The sequence below is a fragment of the Thermoanaerobacter sp. YS13 genome (assembly GCF_000806225.2).
Classification (GTDB): Bacteria; Bacillota; Thermoanaerobacteria; order Thermoanaerobacterales; family Thermoanaerobacteraceae; genus Thermoanaerobacter; species Thermoanaerobacter uzonensis.
Window position 1 is genome coordinate 67,464 of sequence record NZ_JOOI01000002.1, and the last position, 23,062, is coordinate 90,525.

The 23,062-nt window shown below is 35.2% G+C and carries 15 protein-coding genes; 2 read left to right on the forward strand and 13 right to left on the reverse strand.

The window, feature by feature from the left end:
- Nucleotides 1–64: 64 nt before the first annotated feature.
- From THYS13_RS08235 to THYS13_RS08285, 11 genes are all read right to left on the reverse strand, one after another.
- Nucleotides 65–3,211, reverse strand: a complete 3,147-nt coding sequence (locus THYS13_RS08235; RefSeq protein WP_042834088.1) for a glycosyl hydrolase — start codon at nt 3,209–3,211, stop codon at nt 65–67.
- Nucleotides 3,212–3,840: 629 nt separating this feature from the next.
- On the reverse strand, nt 3,841–5,181 hold the full coding sequence (locus THYS13_RS08240) for a GH1 family beta-glucosidase (protein WP_042834089.1): 1,341 nt from the start codon (nt 5,179–5,181) through the stop codon (nt 3,841–3,843).
- 40 nt (nt 5,182–5,221) lie between these two features.
- Nucleotides 5,222–7,693 carry a sugar-binding domain-containing protein gene (locus THYS13_RS08245; protein ID WP_042834090.1) on the reverse strand — a complete coding sequence of 824 codons (2,472 nt, stop codon included), beginning with the start codon at nt 7,691–7,693 and terminating at the stop codon, nt 5,222–5,224.
- A 13-nt stretch (nt 7,694–7,706) separates the two neighbouring features.
- A complete protein-coding gene (locus THYS13_RS08250; RefSeq protein WP_042834091.1) occupies nt 7,707–8,645 on the reverse strand; it encodes an ABC transporter ATP-binding protein in 939 nt (312 codons plus the stop codon).
- Nucleotides 8,642–9,604: an ABC transporter ATP-binding protein gene (locus tag THYS13_RS08255; protein ID WP_235603320.1), complete on the reverse strand. Its 963-nt coding sequence runs from the start codon at nt 9,602–9,604 to the stop codon at nt 8,642–8,644. Before THYS13_RS08255 ends, THYS13_RS08250 begins: the two co-directional genes overlap by 4 nt.
- Nucleotides 9,601–10,443, reverse strand: coding sequence for an ABC transporter permease (locus THYS13_RS08260; protein WP_042834093.1), 843 nt, complete (start codon nt 10,441–10,443; stop codon nt 9,601–9,603). The genes THYS13_RS08255 and THYS13_RS08260 overlap by 4 nt, the downstream gene beginning before the upstream one ends.
- A complete protein-coding gene (locus THYS13_RS08265) occupies nt 10,440–11,432 on the reverse strand; it encodes an ABC transporter permease (protein WP_042834094.1) in 993 nt (330 codons plus the stop codon). The genes THYS13_RS08260 and THYS13_RS08265 overlap by 4 nt, the downstream gene beginning before the upstream one ends.
- A 17-nt stretch (nt 11,433–11,449) precedes the next feature.
- The gene (locus tag THYS13_RS08270; RefSeq protein WP_042834095.1) at nt 11,450–13,201 is read right to left on the reverse strand and encodes an ABC transporter substrate-binding protein; all 1,752 of its coding nucleotides are present in this window, start codon (nt 13,199–13,201) and stop codon (nt 11,450–11,452) included.
- 192 nt (nt 13,202–13,393) lie between these two features.
- Nucleotides 13,394–14,482 (reverse strand): LacI family DNA-binding transcriptional regulator, encoded by a 1,089-nt coding sequence (locus tag THYS13_RS08275; protein WP_042834096.1) that lies wholly within the window; start codon nt 14,480–14,482, stop codon nt 13,394–13,396.
- Nucleotides 14,483–15,103: 621 nt separating this feature from the next.
- Complete coding sequence (locus tag THYS13_RS08280; protein ID WP_042834097.1) at nt 15,104–15,850, reverse strand: hypothetical protein; 747 nt, start codon at nt 15,848–15,850, stop codon at nt 15,104–15,106.
- 64 nt (nt 15,851–15,914) lie between these two features.
- A complete protein-coding gene (locus THYS13_RS08285) occupies nt 15,915–16,676 on the reverse strand; it encodes a TSUP family transporter (RefSeq protein WP_042834098.1) in 762 nt (253 codons plus the stop codon).
- 229 nt (nt 16,677–16,905) lie between these two features.
- Between THYS13_RS08285 and THYS13_RS13900 the strand changes: the two genes are divergently transcribed.
- Both THYS13_RS13900 and THYS13_RS08290 read left to right on the forward strand, forming a co-directional pair.
- The gene (locus tag THYS13_RS13900; RefSeq protein ID WP_072966758.1) at nt 16,906–17,151 is read left to right on the forward strand and encodes a ferredoxin family protein; all 246 of its coding nucleotides are present in this window, start codon (nt 16,906–16,908) and stop codon (nt 17,149–17,151) included.
- A 12-nt stretch (nt 17,152–17,163) separates the two neighbouring features.
- Nucleotides 17,164–17,958, forward strand: coding sequence for a DUF169 domain-containing protein (locus tag THYS13_RS08290; protein ID WP_042834099.1), 795 nt, complete (start codon nt 17,164–17,166; stop codon nt 17,956–17,958).
- A 3-nt stretch (nt 17,959–17,961) separates the two neighbouring features.
- Here the strand turns inward: THYS13_RS08290 and dusB are convergent, their stop codons facing one another.
- Both dusB and THYS13_RS08300 read right to left on the reverse strand, forming a co-directional pair.
- Complete coding sequence (gene dusB, locus THYS13_RS08295) at nt 17,962–18,942, reverse strand: tRNA dihydrouridine synthase DusB (protein WP_042834101.1); 981 nt, start codon at nt 18,940–18,942, stop codon at nt 17,962–17,964.
- 139 nt (nt 18,943–19,081) lie between these two features.
- Nucleotides 19,082–22,762, reverse strand: coding sequence for a 5'-nucleotidase C-terminal domain-containing protein (locus THYS13_RS08300; protein ID WP_042834102.1), 3,681 nt, complete (start codon nt 22,760–22,762; stop codon nt 19,082–19,084).
- Nucleotides 22,763–23,062: the final 300 nt, after the last annotated feature.

Genomic DNA, 23,062 nt, shown 5'->3' on the forward strand with positions numbered 1-23,062 from the left:
ATATTATGACTAATGCTATAAAATCTTTTTTACAACTTAAATAAAATGTACTTTTTAAAAATCTTCATGGAGTTATTAATCTTGTTGGAAAATCATTTGTATTATAAGCCATCGTAGTATCAACTCCATCCACTTTTACAATTGAAATTCGAATTCTTTGATTATTAAATATAATGTCTACATTTGATGTAATGTTAAAAACAGTCTGGTGATTGCCTGTGCCTGTTGTATTAATATCAATTGTTTGTGAACCAATAAGTGTTGAATTGCTTCCATCATCATTAACACGATACATTTCCACTTTAACCTGCGATGAAGAACCAGGACTATTTGTCCACAACATAAACTGCCATGTTCCTGCTTTATATGTCCCATTTATAACTGATGAATACCAATGCTTTGGCGTTGTAGTGATAGTTGCCGTAGGTTGCCATCCTGTAACATAACTATTAGTTGTTTGCAAGTTCTCGCCACCAGGTGTTACGCCACTTGTTGTTTGATTAAATAAAAACCATGTTGTTTGAGGCAAATAAACGGTACTACCACCTGTTGTTCCATATACTTCAAATTCCCATAATGAATAGCCATATGGAGTACCACGCTCAGTACCATACATTCTTACATATCGTGTGTTTACCGGCGTAAACGTTATATCATTGACGCCACCAGTACCACTTGTAGTTGAATATACTGTCGTCCAATTAGTATTGTCTGTTGATACTTGAATCTGGAATGATTTTGCATATGCTGCTTCCCAGTAAAGTTTTACACGTGATACTGTATATACTGTACCTAAGTCGACTGCAATCCATTGGGGATCTGAAAATGCAGAGGACCATCGCGTAGACTGATTACCATCAAATGCATATGATGCTAAATAATTTGAATTCTCAATAGAGGAGGCAGTTGCTGGTTTATTTAAAGCAAGATTAGTTAAATTGTTGCCGCCGTTGCTTACTGCCAAAGTATTTGGCGCAACAGTCACAGCAGCTCCATCTGAAAAATTAACTGTGATTGAGCTATCAGATGAATTATATACGACATATGTCTTTGTCCCATTTCTATTAAATACCTGATATAATGGAGTATTTGCTGTTACTGTCATGTCAGGAACTCCTAAGGTATTTAATGCATTCAACCATACATAGGTAAATGCTTTTGATTGGCCTGTTTCATTCGCTATTGAACTATTCCATTTGCTCAACGCTAAAGAAGGATTAGAAAGTGCCAAATACATATACCATATATCCTGCCAACATGGTGGTTCTGTTGTTCCAGCTTGTGTTAACATTTCATTGTAGTAGCTTTGAACATAATTTTTGTCCTTTGCAAGGTAAAAAGATCCACCAGTCATCGGCAAAAGCTCAATACCCCTGCTTTGCGCTGCAAAGTTAGCTGTTGAGCCTGCATCCCACCAAATTTCTGCGCAATATTTTCCACCCCAGATGAGTGATGCATAGTGCCAATTATATACTCCACTATGATCTATCACATCATTATATAGATCAAACACATAATTATACATAGCTTCTGCTTCAGTTGTATACAGGTATATTCCCAAATCGCGGATTGCTGTTTGACCAGTTACTGTTCCCCATAAAATTATTGCCTGCCATGAATTCATTGCTTCAGAAAACGATTCTTGATTATTTCCATCTACAAAGTTCGCATGACCACTTGCCCATGAATGTCCCTCATATGGATCAAAATATCTTAAGAATGGAAATCTGGTATCTGTTCTTTCCCAATTTGCAATATCTTTTATAAGCAGGTTTACCATACCACCCCATTGACTCTGAGCTGCCCAATTTTTATCCACTAAAGCTATTTGTGCTGCTGCATTTATGAAATATCCATAATGGAAGTGATGATCATTTATTTGATCATTTGTGCCATAGCTTGGTGGATAACCAATCAATGTTCCCCACGTGTAATTATAATAGAAATATCTGGAATCTGATGTGCCACTATAAGTAAACCAATCTTGTAGATTGTTTTTCAATGTAGAGATAGCATTATTCAAAACTGTTGTACTGTTATTCATCTTGGCAAGCTGGACAATAGAGGAAACTCTATTCTGTTCTTTTCCATTCCAATAAGTGTCTGATGACGAAATAGTAATTGACTCACTATTTAGTAAGTAATTCAGGGTAGTTGAATCAGAACCATTTAGCGGCATAGTAGGTAATATACCGTAATATTTGTATTTGGTTGTGAAGCTTGTTCCTGATATTGTCTTCATTAGCCCTCTAACGGTATTATAGGTATATGGCAAATATGATAATGAATTATTTCGCCACTGATGAGGATAGAGGCAAATTATTGTATCTAAATTCGAACCTTCTTTTGCTGTTGTTGTAATTGTGAATGTTGTTGTAACTTCGCTTGTATTTGGAACATATGACCAGGATACTTGAGTGTTTGTAATAAATGCATAAGCTCTGTCCTTAAAATAACTTAATGTAGAAGTTGTATTGTCGGGTAGAACCGCAATTGAAAAATATGTCTTACCACTTGGCAAATTGCACGTCAGAGTTGTTGTACCAATACCACTCCACGTTGCTCCTGCCGGTGCAAATAATCCATAGCTTACTCCATTTATTGTTATACCTAAATACTGACTACTACTGTTACCATAGAAGACCGTAGGAACAGTAGGAAATACTATTTGAGGGTTTCCTGTTGGAAAATCAAAATAGATATAGGGGCTACCTTTTGTTATGGTTGCTTTTAAAGCATTTGCTGACCCGCTTGTCAAAACACCGTCAAATGACCAATCAGTAATCTTATCCGCGCGTGCATCTGTGTAACTACTATAATTGGAATTTTTTATTGTCATGTCAACTCTATGCTGCCACAAAACAAATCTCCTAGTATATCCGCCTGCTCCCTCTCCACTTTTCATCGGGGTACCTAATTCTAATCCATTTGCTGAAAATTTAACTGATAAAGGATGTGAATACATAGGCTCTGAATATTGTGTCCAAAGAATCGAACTTTCCCAGCTATTTGTTGGTATACCACCTGTTAAATTAGGTGTTTTATAAACTGTCGATTGTGGACCAACTTGTCCAGCTGGAAGAACATCAGTATAGCTTCCAACTCCTACAGCTATTGTGCTTGCATACCCATTTTGAGGACTAACACTAAACACACTCAACACCATTACTATAACTAATAAAACCCCCATAATTTTTTTACTGGTTCTCATTAAATAATCACCCCTTTTTATTTTTGGATTTTTTAGGTTTTTGCAGAATCCCAAAATCCTGACAAATTAAGGGATTCTGCTATATATTTTTAAAGGAATTCCTCCACTTTTGTCGAATTTTATATAGAAAGCTAAATCCAATAGCGAAATGGAGGAAAACCCATGAAAAGCAAAGGTAATTAAATTTTATCAGTTTAAAAATTATTAATTTTGTATTTATTAAAATAATTTCTTTGAAATTATCGCAATATTTTTATTTAAAAAATACTACAACTTAGATTCAGTTTGTTGACCAACCATTATATTACAAACAGGCCTACTGCTTTTATGCTTTGGTGCAGGTTCACGTAGCTAAGTCGTATCTATTTGCACGTTTTGAACAACTTCCAAAATCGCTTTCTTCCTTTCATTACAAGCGATTCTTTTTTTGAGTTTAAGATAAATCTTTCAATTTAGTATATCTTTTAAGACTGCTCATGGGAAGCTGCTTTTCCAAAACTTCGCAAAGACACACTAAGATACTTCCGCAATGCACCTTGCGCATAAAAAACAGAGACCTTAAAATAGTTTGTCTACAGTCTATATCTAAGTTATAGTAACTAGTTACTATAACTTAGATTAAAGTATTGCTACTCAATCCTCTCTCTTTTTATTACCTCTTTATACCACCATGCACTATCTTTTAGTATTCTCTTTTGCGTCTCATAATCCACATAAACTATTCCAAATCTCTTTGAATATCCATGTGCCCATTCAAAATTATCTAACAAAGACCATACAAAGTATCCTTTCAAATTGCCGCCCTCTTCTATAAATCTTGCTATTGCCTTCAGATGTTCTTTTATGTATTCTATTCTTTCATAATCATGCACTCGTCCATCCTCTGTTACTTCATCTTTAAATGCTGCTCCATTCTCTGTGATATACATAGGCAGTTTTGTATATTCTCTATCTATCCTTTTTAAAAGGTCATACAAAGGCTCTGGGCTTATCTCCCATCCCATCTCCGTCCTCTTACCTAGACCCGGTACATTCTCTGCCTTTAGCATGGAATCTTCGTTGTATTTTACAATACTTCTTGTATAATAATTGACTCCAAGAAAATCTATCGGAACACTTATAGTCTCTAAATCTCCTTCTTTTATAAAGTCAAATTCTCCAATTATTTTACTATATAATTCCATCATATCCTCTGGATAATTTCCTTTGAATATTGGATCTAAAAACCATCTGTTAGCAAATCCGTCAGCATATTGGGCTGCTAATTTGTCTTCTTCTTTTTCACTTGCAGGATATGCAGGTGTCAGATTTAACGTTATACCTATTTGCGCCCCTTTCAGATTCATGTCCCTAAATACTTTTACGGCCTCTCCGTGAGAAAGCGATATATGATGAGCTGCTATCAAGGCCTCTCTCCAATCCTTATGGCCTGGCGCATGCTCCCCTATCCCATAGCTTAATATTGATGAACACCAAGGCTCGTTATGGGTTATCCATAAAGGTATCACATCCCCTAATTTCTCAAAAAGCTTTGATGCATATTCTACATACCATTTCACACTCTCTCTATTTAGCCATCCTCCGTTCTTTTCATACGCCCATTGAGGCAAATCCCAATGATAAATTGTCGCTACCGGCATTATATCTCTTTTTAAAAGCTCATCTACCAGTCGCTTGTAAAAATCCATCCCTTTTGGATTATACTTTCCTTCTTCAGGGAAAATTCTTGGCCATGCTATGGAAAATCTATAGGCTTTAACTCCTATTTCTTTCATTATCTCTACGTCTTCTTTATATCTGTGGTAGTGATCACAAGCTACATCTCCTGTATGGCCTTGATATGTTTTCCCTTCTGTCTTGGAAAATGTATCCCATATAGAAGGAGTTCTTCCATCTTCATTTACTGCTCCTTCTATTTGGTATGATGACGTAGCTACTCCCCAAGTAAAATCTTTTGGAAATTTTACCAATTCTATCACTCCTATTCTTTAATGATTTTTGGTACAATTTTTATATATTTGCTATTAACTGAGTAATGTCAAAAATTTTAATCTCTTTTAACTTACCTGAATAACTTACCTCATATTTTTTATCTGGCATCATATTTAAACAATTATCTGACAACTCCATATCATCCTCCGTTTCTATAAATACTCCAAAAGCAGGAACATCTGTTCTTAAAATTATTTTATTCTCCCTTACTTCATAATCGATTTTTGGCTTTGCTAAATCCAGATCTCTGAATTTGCCAAATACTTTATAATTCTCATAAACCGTATCATCAGTGATTATTTCTACATACACAACGCTATTCAATAACTCCCCGTTCTTCTCCACCGGCAGCGTACACCCTGGGATCGCTATAGGCATTTCTTTTACTCTATATCCAATATTCAAATCTTCAAAACTGTAATGGGCTATTTTTGTAACATCATTTGCTATTAATCTAGCTTTTAGCTTTTTTTCTGCAAGTTCTTCGCCATTTAATTTGAAAACTTTTACGACAACTTCTACTTCTTTATCGTATGGCAAATCACTTATTCCATAAACTGTTACACCATTAACTTCCTCTTCTACATAAGGTAGAATTTCTGCATAAAATCTTTTTGAATAATAGTACAAAGCCTTTTTTCTCTTGTAATAATCTACTGCAGACCAACTTGCTACAGGCCAACAGTCATTAAGCTGCCAGTAAAGAGTACCTGCTGTTTTAAACTTCCTGGACCTCCAATGCTCAACTCCTGTCTTTATAGCCTCTGCTTGATTGAATTGACTCAAATAGACAAAGCTCTTAAGGTCCTTCGGAAATCCCAATCGCCCTACCATAAATCTTATCAGTCTTTCCATTCCCTCAACCATTTTATTGTGAGAAATCATGACTGGGCTTAATATCTTTCTATCTTCTGGCGCCGTATAAGATAAAACCGTCTTCCAGTCAGGCATTGCCTGAAAACCAAATTCACTTATAAACCTTCCATTGTCTTTCCTATACTCTTCATAGTCTACCCAGCCACTCCATACACTCCACTGATGCCTATCTCCTTCAGTTTCACTATTTGGGTCTTCTCCTCCATAAGGACTCGATACCCAATAAGGCCTTGACAGATCCAATTTTACACACACTTTAGGTAATATTTCTTTATAAATGTAATTGCCCAGATATTTTGGGTCTCCCTTATTCCACCATGAATGAAATCCCCAATTATTTTCATTATTCCCACACCACAATACAATGGAAGGATGATTTCTAAGACTTAATATGACTTTCTCTGCTTCTTCTTCTGCTAATTTTTGAAACCATTCAAATTGGTCAGGGTACTCCGCACAGGCATACATGAAGTCCTGCCATACCATTATGCCCATCTCATCGCATGCTTCGTAAAATGCCTTATCTTCGTATATCCCTCCTCCCCATATTCTCAGCATGTTCATATTTGCCTCTTTTGCAAGTCTTATATATTCGTAATAACCTTCTTTGCTAAGCCTTGGCAATAAATTATCAGCTGGTATCCAGTTGGCTCCTTTTGCAAAGACTCTTACACCGTTTATTTCAAAAATGAAGCTTTCCCCTTCTTCATCTTTTTCCCTTATCAATCTAATCGTTCTTATTCCGCTTCTAAAACTTTTTTCATCTATTATTTCTTCATCTGAGAAAAGCCTTATTTTTATTTCATAAAGATGCTGGTCCCCTAAACCATTGGGATACCATAATTTAGGATTGTCTACTTTTATCCTCAGGTCTATTCTGTCCTTTTCAACTTTAGTTCTTGTTTTGATAACAGATATATCTTTTTCAATAAGCTCTACTTCCGCCTCAAAATCACCACGTACATATCTTTCAATATCTGCGCTTACTACAACATAAGCCTTATCATTTTCAATTTTTTCCGTATAAAAGTATGGATTCTTAATTTCTGCGTTTTTTACTAATCTTATATATACACCTCTCCAAAGACCAACCTGTACAATTCTTGGTCCCCAGTCCCATCCAAATAAATACTGGGCTTTCCTCACATAAGGCCTTCCACTGTCCCCCGACCATTCCAGTTTGACAGGACTCACCTTTTCCATCAACTTTACAGTTTTTGTTATAGATTTGAAATAAACCTCTAAAATATTTATCCCTTCTCTTATTACGCCGTTTATGTCAAATTCATAAGGTATGAACATGTTTTGCGTTTTACCGAGATACACGTCGTTTAAGTATACATCTGCAAAAGTATCCACTCCTTCAAATACCAACTTCACTGCGTCATATTCATTTAAATACTCTGTGCTTAATGTAAATTCTTTTTTGTAAACCCATTCCTTGTCTTCAAGCTTGTGAAATTCTATTTCATTCATTCTGTAATAAGGGTCATTTAGTTCCCCTAATTTCATTAAATCCAGCTGAACACATCCTGGAACTTCTCCTTCATACCACTCGCTAGCATTTGCCTCTCTAAAATGCCAAGTTCCATTCAGTGAAATTCTCTTCTCCATAAAAATCACCTTTTTATATTTTTACACAAGCTACATAATGGTCTTCTTCCACTAACTTAAGTTTAGGCCTCATACAATTTACATCTGCCAATGAGCATCTATCTATATACTTACACAGCCCTTCTTTCCAGGCTGCGCGGGACTTATCAAAATCCTCAACGCTTATCCTGTCCTCTTCCCATTTTCTATCTAATTGCGGTATAGAATCTAAAAGCATTCTAGTATAAGGATGCATTGGATTGGAAAACACTTTTTCTATAGACCCCGACTCTACAACAGAGCCCTTGTACAAAACTACTATCTTATCACTTATATAATAAGCCTGTGAAAGGTCGTGAGTAATAAAGAGTATAGAAGCGCCTATCTCCTTCAAGCTCAGCAAAGCCTCTAATACATCTACTCGGGTTGAAGCATCTAACATACTGGTAATTTCATCTGCTACTAATACCTCTACATCCATCAGTAACGCTCTTGCTATTAATAATCTTTGAAGCTGTCCTCCACTCAATTGATGTATATACTTGTTTAATACATCTCTAGCATTCAATCCAACCTTTTTTAATACTTCTTCTACTCTATCATTCCATTCAGATATAGAAATTTCTTTTTTAAAAGATTGCCTCACCAATCTAAATATTCTATTTACTTTAAATATAGGATTAAAAGAGGAATATGGGTCTTGAAAAATTCCTTGAACTCTTGAGTAAAACTCCTTGTTATTTGATATGCTAAAGATATCCTTATCCTCAAGTAAAATTTGGCCACCACTTGGTTTTAGCAATTTTAACATCATTTTACCTATTGTAGACTTTCCACTGCCACTTTCACCTACTAAAGCTAAAATTTCTCCCCTGCCTATTTCAAAATTTACTTCATCTACTGCTGTTATTATGTTTTTACTAAGCAAAAACCCTGAATTAAAAACCTTTGTAAGATCCTTTGCTTTGATCATAAATCCTTCACCTTCCAACAAGCCACATATCGGCCTTTATTAATTTCTGCAAGTGGTGGCTCTTCTAAACAGTTTTCATCTGCAAGAGGACACCTATCTCTAAATCTACATCCTGCTGGAGGATTTATAAGATTGGGAGGATGACCAGGAATACCCTCTAATTTTTCTTTTGTATGACGTATTCCTGCATTAGGCAATGATTTAATCAGAGCTTTTGTATAGGGATGCAAAGGATTCGCCATTATTTCTTCTGTCGGACCAATTTCCACCACTTTCCCTGCATACATTATAACTATCCTATCCGCTATTTGGTATAAAACTGCTATATCATGAGTAATAAATATAATTGAATTTACTATCTCCCTATCTCTAAACTCTTTAAACATCAGTGAGACTGCTTTCTGAGAAGATACATCAAGGGCTGATGTGACTTCATCTGCTATTAAAAGGTCTGGATTTAATAAAGTTGATATTACCAATACTAACCTTTGTTTCATCCCACCTGATAGCTCAAAAGGGTACATATTAAGGATATCTTTAGATAATTTAACCATTCTAAGCCTTTCATGTAGCCTTCCTTCTATCTCCTCGTATTTTACCCTATGCTGACCAACCAAATCCTTTATTATTCCCCCTATTTTACGAGTTGGATTTAAAGCATCCATAGCATACTGGGGTATAAGAGAAATTTTTTTATAGCGATATTTCCTCATCTCAACAGTATTGTCAATCGGTAATCTCTCGCCATTTAGTCTAACCTCACCAGAGACATATTTCATTGGTGGCTTTAAAAGAATCAAGGAATTCCCCAGGGTCGACTTGCCACATCCTGATTCACCAGCTATCCCCAGTATTTCTCTGTCATTTATCGTAAAAGTCACGTCGTCTAATGCTTTAGCGTCTCCGCGCAAAGTTTTATAATATATTTTTAAACCCTTTATCTCTACCAAATTGGTCACTCCTCCCTAAGCCTTGGATTGAATATCTCATCAAGGCCTATATTGAGAAAGTACAGCGAACTTACTATCATCGTTATTGCCAACCCCGGAGGAATAAACCACCACCATATTCCCAATTGAATAGCATTCCATAATGTTGAGTACTGCAACATCAAACCTAATGAAATTCCCTTTGTTGGTCCCAATCCTATAAAATCCAATCCTACTGCTGCTAATATTGCTCCCGCAAACTGCAATATGAATACCATTACTACATAAGACATCATGTTTGGCGCTATTTCTTCTAAAACTATTTTTAATGGTCTCAATGCTGTTATTTTAGCTAAATTCACAAACTCTCTCGACCTTAAAGAAAGTGTTTGGGCGCGTACAGCTCTTGCTGTCCATGGCCATGCTGTCAAACCTATTATCACGCTTTGTATCCCTATTCCTCTATAGGGTAAATAGGCTGCTATGATTATGAGTAAAGCTAATGTGGGTATTACTATTAATATGTTCGTCAACATCATTAAAAGGTCGTCTAATAATCCGCCTTTGTATCCTGCTATAAAACCAATTAAAAGCCCTATTATTGTGGCAAGTCCTCCTCCAAATAACCCAATAAAAAATGTCGACCTGAGTCCGTATACAAACTGGGTAAAGACATCTTGCCCAAAGGTTGTTGTCCCTAACCAGTTTTCTCTGCTTGGAGGAAGATTGCTCATACTGACATACTCTAATGGATCTTTATAGTGAGAAATATAAGGTCCAATTATAGACAATATCAGAAAAAATAGTAATATTGTTAAGCCTATCTTAAATTTCGTATTTTTAAATGCAAAATATATAAACTCTTTCATACATTTTCTCCTCCAAGTCCTAGTCTAATTCTTGGATCAACAATCATGTAGAGTATATCAACTAAGAAATTCGCAAGTAATACCCCTATGATTATAAACAAAAAGACTCCTTGTACTAAAAAATAATCTTGATTTAAAATACCTTGTAATAGGATATATCCCATTCCCGGATAGGCAAATACCACTTCTGTTGCTATAGACCCTGCTACGATTGTACCTAATTGTAAGGCTAAACCTGTAATCTGTGGAAGTATAGCATTTTTAAAGGCATATCGCCTAATAAGCCCTTCTGATGCTCCTAAAGCTTCTAAATATCTTGAATAATTAGCCTCAAGTTCATATATTATTAAATTTCTCATACCTATCGCCCAACCACCAATTTGCACTATAAAGAGAGACAGGAAAGGTAATATCCAGTGTCTTAAAAAATCTACTACAAACTGCCATGACCAATTAGGTCTCATACTAAAACTGTAGGCCCCAGCTATAGGAAAAATTCCAAATACAATACCTAATGCCCATGCTAAAAGAATTCCTAACCACATATAGGGAATGGAAGTTATAATATAAAAAATAGGTAACATGCTAGAATCTAAACTTTTATGTCTCGCCGAAATTGCTCCTATATAGTTTCCTACTGTCCAACTTAATAAAATTGCCGGTAATAATACAATTAAAGTATATGGTACAGATTGCGCAATAATTGACAAAACAGGTTTTGGATATAAGTAGATACTTATTCCCAAATCTCCTTTAAATATAGCTATCCAAAAGTTAATATATTGTTTCCACAAAGGTAATTGAAGTCCAAATGCTTTAGTTAAATAACTGTACATTACCTTTGCGGATTCTGGCAATCCTGTAAAACGTGAAACTAATACTCCAATAGGGTCCCCAGGCATAAACCTGGGGATTAACCAATCAATTGTAACTGCAAAAAAGAAAGTTAAAATGTAAATGTATAATTTCTTTATCAAATATTTTAACATTTATATACCCCCATTTATTACTGCGAAGCTTTCGGTTTTATTTTCATTAATGTCATTGTTCCACCAGTTTGCCATCTGCCACCCCAACCACATGGGTAAGCATATGGGTCATGTTCTGTAGGCCAATTCTCCCATACTGCATTAGATGCCTGGAACCACAAACCATTATACCAAATAGGTATAGCAGGCATATTTTTTAAGAAAATTTCTTCTAACTGTGAAGCAACTTGTTTGGCCTCTGGGCTTCCCATCTTAGTTTCATTAAATTTGTCTACTAAATCTCGTAATCCAGGAGCATCAAAACGTCCAAAATTGCCATTATACTGTGTATCTTTTATTTCTGCGAACAACCAGTTATATAGTGTCCATGGACTTATTGATGTCTGGCTACCAAAACTATTAATCATTAAATCAAAATTACCTTTTGTCAAATCTTCATAATATTTATTGAAATCAGGGAATTTGGCTTCTACATCAAGTCCTACAGCTTTTAATTGATCTGCAATAATCTTAGCTGATTCCATCCAATCTGTCCAGCCATATGGAACACTAATTTCTAACTTAAACTTTTTCCCGTCAGGTGCTGTTCTTATACCATCACTACCCAATTTAAATCCTGCTGCATCCAAAATTGATTTCGCTTTCTGAGGGTCATAACTAAATCCATAATGTGAAACCACATTGTTATCATAATATTCTTCCCATGCTTTAATAGGCAAAAATCCCAATGGGTTTGCAGCCATTACCTGATTCTCGTATGCTTTATCTACTATTACTTTAGGATTAATCGCATATGCCATAGCACGTCTTAATTCTACATTATTTAGCGGTGCTTTAGTAGTATTGATAAACAAGAATACAGTTGAATCTGGAATCATATATGGTGGATTATCGTAGAAAGTCGTAATTCCATAATTAGATTTTAAAGACGGTATACCAGGTAAGAAGAAATTACTAAAATCTAGTTCTCCTTTCATTAACATACCTAATGCAACATTGTTACTTGGTACTGCTAAAGAAACTACTCTCTTAGGTGCAGGCGTCAATCCTAATGCTTTTATACCCCACCAATTGTCATTTCTCTTATATACCATACGATCATTACTATAGGTATCAAACAAATAGGGACCTGAACCTATTGCTTTCTCATTAGGATCTTTTAACAATTTATCTTTTGACTTTCCTTCCCATATATGTTTTGGAATAATGGGTATTTGATATAAATCAAAAGTCCATTCATGATAGTGAGGAGTAGAAAAATTAAATACTATTGTTTTAGCATCCGGAGTTTCTATAGACTCTAACCATCTCCATATCGGGCTATAATTAATGTCGCTGTTTTCTTTAGCTATTTCAAAAGTAAATCTTACATCATCAGATGTTAAAGGTTTTCCATCCTGCCATGTAAGACCATCTCTCAAAGTAACTTTATATGATTTATCAGATGTCCATTCACCTTTTTCTGCTAACCAAGGTATTAAATCATTTTTCACAGGGTCGTAATTAAAAAGTGTTTCATAAATCAATCCTACTACTCCTGCTACTACATTACCAGGTACTAATGGATTCCAGTTACTAGGTGGTCCCCACATAGCACCTCCATAATATAATGTCTCATTTCTTTGATATACTTTTTCCTCCGATGGTTGTGGTGTATTATTTTGTTGAGGTGTATTATTATTTGCCTCTTGCTTACTGCTTTGACCACAGCCTGCCAGTGCACCCATTACTAGCATTAAAACTAATAATAGACTTAAAAGCCTCTTCACTTTAAAATCCTCCTTTTTAAATTATTTTTTTAATAAAAAATGTTTTCATGAATTTTTTACTTTTTTCTCACCCCTTTCATACATTTATAAACTAAAAGGCTTTTAGCCTTTAGTATCAATCATTAAATTTATATATTAAATTAACACGTGTTTATAAAAGCCAAAAGAAAAATGCTGAAAAATCAATGCTTTTTAACGCCTCATTGAAATTGCATATTCTGTATCCTCTTTTTCTTTAGATATATTAAGTCTTTTGCAAGATTCTCTTTCTACAAGTTTTACAGGCACTACAAATTTAGCTGTAATACCCAATTCTTCTTCAATGGATTTTATAAGATTGACTACAGCCAATTCTGCCATTTGCAATAAAGATGCACTCATGGTCGTCAAAGCAGGTTTTAAATACCGAGATATTGTAATATCATCAAATCCGATTATAGAAACATCTTCAGGTACTTTATATCCCATCTCTTCTAAAGCCTGCATAGCTCCTATAGCCATCTGGTCGTTTGAAGCAAAAATCGCTGTGGGCTTTGCTTTTTTAAATAATTTGTATGCAGCTTTATAACCGCTTTCTTCAACAAAATCCCCTTTTACTACTAGACTACTTTTAAATGGAATTCCCGCTTCTTTCAATGCTTTTTTATATCCTTCTAATCTTGCAAATCCAGAAAGTTTTTCCATATCGCCTGTTATATGAGCAATTTCCGCATGACCTAGATTGATTAGATATTTTGTCGCTTCATACGCACCATTTACATTATCCATGTTCACTATAATGCTTTTGTTAAAAGCGTCATCTTCATCTTCCCTAATTTCCTGATCAATTACAGCAGTCTTTAATCCAGCCTCAATTAGATTTTTTATATCTGGATCATCATTTTTTACTCCAATAAAAATCGCACCATTTATAGTCTTGTTATAAAAGACTTCTCTTACTTTTTTGTAATCTCTTGCTTTGTAAACAGTTATCACAAGCACGTTATAGCCTAATTGATTCGCAAAATCTATAACCGCCGTCGTAAAAGGCCCAAAGTAAACATTATCATATACCTTATGAATATCACTATTTTTCTTTATATCAACTATCACCAGACCAATAGTTTTTGAACTTTTCCCTCTGAGCATCCTTGCTGAAGCATGAGGAACATAATTATATTCCTTGATAACTTTTAAGACCTTTTCTTTGGTCTCAGGCGGAACATTAGGATAATTATTTACTACTCTTGAAACTGTACTACGTGAAACACCCGCAATCTTTGCAATGTCCTTGCTATTCATAAGCATTACTCCTTATTAAGAGATAATTATAAATTCGTGTTTCTATAATTATAATACAGATTTCCTTATATTTCAACAAAATAAAACTTCAATTGTTACATAATTTATTTTACTCAAATCTCAATATCTCAAGCTATGTTGCTGATCATACTTATACTTTTGTCTTCAAATCACACATGCAAATAAAATCAATTATAAACACGTGTTTATAAAACAATTATACAATGCAACATTTTCAAAAGTCAATATGCTTTCGTCATTTTCATATATTTTCAAAACGTCAGACATACTACAATATAGCGGAGTCCTTCATTTAATAGGGGATAGTACAACTATCCCCTCAGTTTGTTGACAAAATTAAAAAATATTCAAAGGAGATATTTTGCATCGTTGCTCCGATGTTCCAAAACGACAAAACTAAATCTCGACCTTCGGGCTCCGGCAGGGTACCGGGCACAATCGGCCTCCATGCCTTAAGGTGCCCGCCTCCGCCATCCATGGCTTCGGCCTTGCCTCCACCCTCGGTCTTGCTAAGTTTTGTTACCGCTTTGTAACAAGTCGCACCGATTGCAAAATATCTCCTTTACGAAAGTTTGTCTACAGTCTAAGGGGATAGTACAACTATCCCCTCGAATACTCAAAAACTTCAGTATATTCACTCATAAAAATATCTATAGGCAAAACCCAGTAACCATCGTTATAATCAATATCGATTCCCATAATCTTATAATACCCCCGCCATGGAACCAATGAACAATACCAAACTTTAGAATTGTTTTTATGGGCACTCCAATAATATCTCTCTCCTATATGTTTTGCAAGTTCATCGACAACTGCAATTCTTTGTTGTAAAGTCGTATTAGGCACATAAAGTCCCCATGCTTCTCCAAAGTTTTCATGATAAAATCGAATAGACTCGTATATTACTCCTTTGTTTGGTTCTGCAGTGAGTAAACATTCATCATCAACGCTCCCATGATATCTTCTGCTATCGAATATAGCAGCATGTCTAATAGCACCTTGTATGTGAAAGCCAGGACTTGTAGCCAAAACAATATCGCCTATAGTAAAATTCTCAAAAGAGAGATTGTTATGATAGCTCTCTTTTTTTCTTTTGGTAGGGATGTTTATTCCAAATACTTCTTCATAATCTACGTCTTTTAAAAGTTCATATAGGCTGATTTTATATTTTTTTGCCTTCAATTTCTCTTCATAAGGTTTTGATATCATTATAAGGTCTCCAATTTTTAGAAATCTGTCATAAAAAGCCTCTTTAGGTATTGTCTTTTTCTTTTTAATTTTCTCTTTATGATAAAATTCTATAACATCAATTCCTCCATATTTTTTCTCTATTTTGTCCCCCATCATATATGCATCATCTCCCTATGATACATATATGTGGTTTCTTTAAATCATTTGTGCATGTCTTAGTTTAATGTTTTATTACATCAAAAATCATTTTCATTGCATATAAGAAAGTTACTGACACCAATATAGGCTTTATAAGCCGTGCTCCATTTTTTATAGCCAGTTTAGTTCCCAATCTCGCACCAAGTATCATTGCCAACGCCATGGGGATCGCAATTGAATATAAAATTTTGCCATTTAATGCGAACATAACTAAGGAAGTTATATTACTTACAAAATTTAGTATTTTTGCATTGCCAGCACTTATTTTAAAATCATACTTTAAAAGAGTTATGAACAAAAATATGTAAAAGGAACCTACTCCTGGCCCAAAAAAACCATCATAAAAGCCTAAAAGTAAGGAAATTATAAGCCCTATTGCTAAGTTTTTCTTAGTAACACCTTCAAATTTATTTTCACTGCCTATATTTTTCATAAACAATGTATATACTGCTACAAAAACCATTAAAGCAATTATAATTATCCTCAATTGTGAACTATCCAAAAGAAGCACAGTTTTAACACCAAGAATTGCCCCCAGCAAAGTTCCAAATATCAAATATTTCAACAAATCCCCATCATACACTCTATACTTTATAAAAGTCAAAGAACTGGTAAAAGAAGCACAAGAAGCGGCAAATTTATTCGTTCCAAGAGCAAAAGCCGGAGGTACTCCAAGTACTAAAAGCCCTGGAAGACTTATTATACCGCCCCCACCCGCTATAGAATCAATAAAAGCAGCTGCAAATCCTATACCGCAAAGTGCTATAATATATTCAATTGACAACGTTACCACCTCAACATTAAAAATACCCCTCTTTTTCATAATATCATCACTTTTATCTTTTGTCACTTATAACTTTAGTGGAATTTAGAGGTAAAGATTTTTCAACATTTTGTTGTATCTAAAAACACCTATATGAAATATAAGAAAAATTGATATATTACACGCTTGAATTATCTGTTAAAAAAGCTTAAAATTTAGCTGTAAGCTTTATAAAATTTGAGGTGATAAAATGTCAAACTTCTCTCTCTTTAGACCTGGCGCTGAAATAACGATTGATGACAAAAAATGTATTGGTTGTAGACGGTGTGTAGAAGTATGTCCAGAAGACGTATATAATTTGACAAAAAGAGAAAACGAAACTAACCCCAATAGAGAATACAAATCTTCAGTAATTTATCCAGAAAGATGCATATTGTGTCTTTCTTGCATCGAAATATGCCCTACAAATGCAATATACATCTATGGGAAACAATAGGAGGTGAAAATTATGGCAGGTCCACTGTTAGAAGAACAATTGATAAAACCAAAACATGATTGGCAAGACTTAACTTCAAAAATAGTAAAGAAGTTAAAATTGAAATATGAACCAGTTGGAATATATCTAGTTCCTGCCCATCACAGTGAAAGGTATGAAAAATTTTTTGAGACTATTCCAAGACCTATTGGAAAATTAACTTACTGTCAAGCAGTAGAAACAGTGAGAGGCTCTACTAATTACTCCGGACTTCCACAACCACCAGACATCTTAAGATTGAATGCTGAAGATTTTTTGTGCGCTGCAGGAGCTGCTAACCTTGGACTATGTGAATTGCCGCAATCAATTAAAAATGGAGAAAGAGATTTTCTTTTAAGAAGATTTTACTCCCTTGAAACGTCAAAAATAACAAGGCAAATGATCCCCCATCTCGAACCTGGAAGTATTTCTGAAGTTATTATATTTAAACTTTCAAAAGCTCCAGCAGAGCCTCAAGTAGTCCTTGTTTTTGGATTACCTGCACAAATTCTTTCTCTTGAAGGACCATATCTGATGAAAAAAGGCGGAAGATTAAATATAGATTTGCTTGGCACATGTGGGGTATGCTCTGAAATGACAGTCTCTCCTTTATTAAATAGGAAAATGAACTTTTCACTCCTTTGTGGTGGAGCAAGAGCTCATGCTTTTCATGACCCTGCAGAAATGGGAGCTGGCATACCAGCAGAGGAATTTCCTGAATTAGTCGAAAACCTCTTAAACCGTCAAAATATTCCTATGAGGCAAACACTGCCCGACAATTTAAAATAACTCTTAAGAGTCCTGCAATTCAGCAGGACTCATCCTCGCTATATTTAACAAAAATTCTTTTATTTCTTTATACTTTTCCATTTTAAATACTGCTTCCCTGAGTTTGGCACTCCCATATAATCCCTTTAAATACCAAGCGATATGTTTTCTCATTTCAAGAATACCTGTACGTTCACCTTTGTATTCTATCATCATTTCCAAATGCCTGATAATCACTTCTATTTTTTCTTGTATTGTCGGCTCAGGAAGTAATTCTCCGGTATTTAAAAAATGTACCGTTCTTTTAAATATCCAGGGATTCCCCTGCGCCCCTCGTCCTATTAAAATTGCATCGCATCCCGTTTCCTCAAACATTCTTTTTGCATCTTCTGGTGTAAATATATCACCATTGCCCATAACAGGTATTTTTACACTTTCTTTAACTTTTTTTATTATACTCCAGTCAGCTTTTCCAGAATAAAATTGTTCTCTCGTCCTTCCATGTACTGCTACTGCTTTAACACCAACCTTTTCAGCAATTTGTGCTATCTCTACTGCATTTACGTGATTATCATCCCACCCTTTTCTTATTTTAACTGTCACAGGTTTATTTGATGCTTTTACAACAGATTCCATTACTTTTTCTGCTAATTCTGGTTTCAGCATAAGTGCCGCTCCATCACCATTTTTAACTATTTTAGGGGTAGGACATCCCATGTTTATATCGAGAATTAAAGCTTTACTGTCGTTTAGCCTCCTTGCTATTTCTCCCATAATATCTGGGTCAGAGCCAAATATTTGAAGAGCCACCTTCTTTTCCTCATCAATATCTGTCAACACTTTTGTATTTTCACTGCCATAATAAAGGCCTTTGGCACTAACCATTTCTGTGTACGCAAGGCCACAACCCATTTCTTGGCAAATCAATCTAAAAGGCTTATCTGTAACCCCCGCCATAGGAGATAAAAATACATTATTTTTTAAAACTACATCGCCTATTTTCAAACTTATTTCATCCTTTCGCTGTAAATCTCCTGTATATAATCCACTTACCTAAATATTTTATCACATATTTTCTTTTCTCCAACAGTTTTTGCAAAAGAGAAAAGCTGCGGTTTCCCACAGCTTTTCTCTTCTTTAGCTCCTATTTTGTATATTTTGCGTATACATATCCAAATCCGCCATTATACTGTATCTGATACCATCCATTATATTCTCCAACTACTTTTAGTTCTGTACCATATGGTACTGCTCCTATTTTCTTTGCATTTATAGAATTCCCTACTCTTACATTTAATCCGCTCTTAGCAGTGACTTTTACAGCTTTCAAAACAGTTACATTTGACGGATTTGGCGTTGCAGCAACGTATTTGCCATAGATGTATCCTGTCTTGCCATTGTAGTCAATCTTGTACCATCCGTTGACTTCTTCGAGCAATGTCACAACTTTTCCGGCAGGAAGTACTCCTAAAATTTTGTCTGAAGTGCTTGCGCCGGCCCTCACGTTAAGCGCTGATGCAGTTACAATGCCATAGTTGTATACAGGTTGTGGTGCAGGTTGTGGTTGCGGAGTTGGAGCAGGCGTTGGTTGTGTTACTGGTGATTGTGTTTCTTCTGCCACAGGAGTAGTTGATACATACCAGTAATTTTCAACGGTTGGTGTAATTGTACCATGCTCCTGAATATATCTGATCATCAAATTCCTTACCTGTCCGTCGTCGCCATAAGCTTTTGCGGAATCAAATACGATTTCTGGATTTGTTATTCCAGCAGCTTGCATAAATCCACCGCCGCCGTTAAACCTATAGTTGTTTATTGCTACTGTGAATACATCGTCATCTTTTACAAGTTTGCCATTGACTTTGAGATTCTTAATTCTATGCCCTGCTGGTTGTGTTAAATCTATTACATAACTTGCGCCGTATAGTTGATCAAGATTGTAATCAGGTATATTTAAAGTAGGATCTTTTGTTATAGGATCATTTGGCGAGGAAACTTGTTTGTAATACCTTGCTGACCATTCCATCCAGTCTTTTAATTGTTTTCCTGTCATCTTTATTCCATACAAGTAGTTTTCATATACATATACACCCATGATGTCCTGAATTGTTACATCACCTTTCAATATCTTTGCTGAACTGCTAAGTGGTGCAGCAATTGATAGATCAGTTTTGGCATAATATTTTTGAACTTTATTGATAAGGTCCATTATAGCGGTCTCTTTTATTGTTTGATCAGTACCTAAGAAATCACCTGTTGCAACACCGATTTTTGTTCCTATATATTTAAGCGTTGCATCTTGATATGGTTGTGCCAGTTTAATGATGTCAGGATCTGCCTGTATAGAATCGTCCATTTTTATGGTTGTACTCCATTTATCATCAATTACCCATTTACCTTCTGCATTCTTGGTAATGTCAAAGTATATCTGTGATACATATTCACCCCATTTGCCAGGTTGTGTTACTATAACAGTATTTCCTGCAGGGTTTTTATAATCGTGTTCTGGTATATTAATATGAGTATGTCCTGCAACTATTGCATCAATGCCATTTACCTTCGTTGCTACAGCAATAACTTGGTTTTCTGGTATCACATCTGTCGGCTTTTCTTCGCCTGAATGCATAGTAACAACTACAATCTCTGCTCCTGCTGCTCTTAACTTAGGCACCCACTTATTTGCTTCCTCTACAAGGTCATTAAAGTGTAATCCTGCATAGTGGTCTTTATCTTCCCATGATGGTATAGTTTTGGTTGTAAGGCCTAATATACCCACTTTTACAGGTCCTTGTGGCGTATCAAATGTCTTAATATAGTAAGGGTCAACAAAGTTTGTTCCGTCATCTTTGTAAGTATTTGCTGAAAGTACATGGATACCTTCACTTCTCATGTCTTTTATGACCCTATTTAAGACGTCAAGTCCATAATTGTATTCATGGTTGCCCAATGTCCAAGTATCATATTTCATTGCTCCCATTACTTTTGCCAGTGGATACTCTGCTTTAGTATCTATTTTGTCATAGTAGTAAGAAAGTGGCGTTCCTTGAATTGTATCTCCATTATCAACTAATGCTACATATGGATATTGTTCTCTTATTTGTTTTACATAAGTAGATACTTTGGCAAGACCTCTATTCGCAGGTTTTGCAGTGTTGTAGTCCCATGGGAATATATTGCCATGTATATCTGATGTAGCAAGTACTGTTACTAATATACTGTTATTTGTACCAGGTGCAATTCTATTATCTATTTTTGAAGTAACAACTTTTTGCGCTTTAACTGCATCTATGAATGCATCTCTTACAAGTTTATATGTGTCAACATAGGTTTTTACAACATCTGGGTCTGTAAAACCTTTAAAACCATCTCCGCCAGTGCCCATGAAATTATTTGTAGCAACAAGATAAGTCTTATCCATTGCTATTGGTGTTCCGTCGGATTTTTTCATGTCAAATACTCTGTGCATTGAAGGTCTCGTTGGGTCATATTTAAAAGAAAGTCCCGCAACTTGTATGCCTTTTCCTCCATCTTGAACAGCCTGTTCAAGGATAGTTTTTACTTGCGCACCTGTCATTTTCATTGTAACTATTGTGTTGTCAAAAGGCATCAACTGATACATCATTCCAACAGTTATATCGCCCTTTGGAATATCTCTCCTAAGCCCACCATTATTAGCAAAACCAAAATCTGCTCCTACTGCATCCTTTGTCACTTGTGCTGCCCAGTTACCTAAGAGAGAATCTCCATAAGGTTGTGCACTTTGAGTCCTTGTCAAATCTATTGCAGCTTGACCTATAACTTCGTTAAATATAGGTCCCACATCTTTAGAAGCTTTATCAACAATGGCTTGTACATCAGGATCTACTACAGGATTTTGTGTAGAATACAAACTTGTAATATCAATATATTGCATGTCACCTGTTGTAATAGTACCGTCATCATTTACTGTTATCTTTAGATCAATAAACCCTTTCCCATAATTTCCAGCAACACCTACTGGTATCCCATTTATTCTGGTAGTAACAATTGTATGGGTATGTCCGCCAAATATGGCATCTACGCCCTTAACTTGTTTTGCGAAATCTATAAGATTGCCTGTTACATTGCCTGATTTATCCTGAGATGCACCCATATGTGCCAGTACAACAACTATTTGCGCGCCTTGGCTCCTCAGCTGCTTAGCTAGGTCATTCACAATAGGTACAGGATCTCTAAAATCTACATTTTGTATATATGCAGGCATTATTATATTTGGAAATTCTTTGTTATCTACAATTCCAATTATACCAATTTTAACCCCATCTTTCTCAATCATTACATAGGGCTTTACATAACTCGCAAGCTTCCCAGTTGTTTTATCATACACATTTGCTCCAAGAACGGGAATTGTTGAATCTTTCAATGTAGCATTTTGCGTGTCAATCACTGAATTAATGCCCCAGTCATATTCATGATTTCCCAAAGTCATCGCTTCAAAACCAAGGTTTTTCATCATGTCAATGACTGGTCGTCCTTTTAAGACGTTGGAAAGCGGTGTTCCTTGAAACATATCTCCGCCCGATAAAATTACTGTTCTGTCAGGATTTTGAGCTTTTATATCTTTAATTTGTTTTGCCAAAACACCTGCTATTTGCTGCTTATAAATTGTCCCATCACTTAATTTACCGTCATTTTGTAAATAACCGTGAAAATCGGTGACTTCAATAAAGTCAAATGTTTTTGACGTTGCAGCAAAGGCTATCTGCGGTATTGCAGAGAAAAACATACTAAATACCATTATTGCTGCAATAAATATTGCAAATATCCTTGACCTTGACCTAAACATTTACATCCTCCTTTTACTCATATTTTTCTTAGAAAACAAATAGATTTTCAATGATCACCTCCATAAGAATTGCAGGAAAAATTCTAGACATTTTAAGTATACCAGAGGAGTGTTAAATAGAAGTTAAACTATTATTAATTTTGTGTAAATTACATCATACATCAGATGTCAGACAAGTCTTAATATAATTATATAAAACACTTTTTTGACCTTCAATAACGATTTAGGACAATATTACATGTTTATTTTCAACTTTACTTCCATTTGCTCTTTATTTTATACGTTTACTTAGTATTGTAA